Here is a 226-nt window from a genome sequence, read left to right on the forward strand (position 1 = left end):
TCTCCGCCTTCGCCTGCATGAACGCCGACCCCGCCTCCCGCACCTACTACGACCGGCAACGCGCACGCGGCAAAACCCACACCCAAGCCCTCCTCCGGCTCGCCCGCCAACGCATCAGCGTCCTGTTCGCCATGCTCCGAGACGGCACCTTCTACGAGTCCAGATCCCCCGCCGTCACCCTCGCCGCATAACCAGCCCAGACACCCACCCACCACCACGTCCTTGA

The 226-nt window shown here is 67.3% G+C and carries 1 pseudogene; it reads left to right on the forward strand.

What is annotated here, in order from left to right:
* Nucleotides 1-191, forward strand: a pseudogene (locus tag IF89_RS0137255) (IS110 family transposase); the annotation flags it as partial.
* Nucleotides 192-226: the final 35 nt, after the last annotated feature.

This window comes from Streptomyces sp. NRRL F-2664 (assembly GCF_000719345.1).
GTDB lineage: Bacteria > Actinomycetota > Actinomycetes > Streptomycetales > Streptomycetaceae > Streptomyces.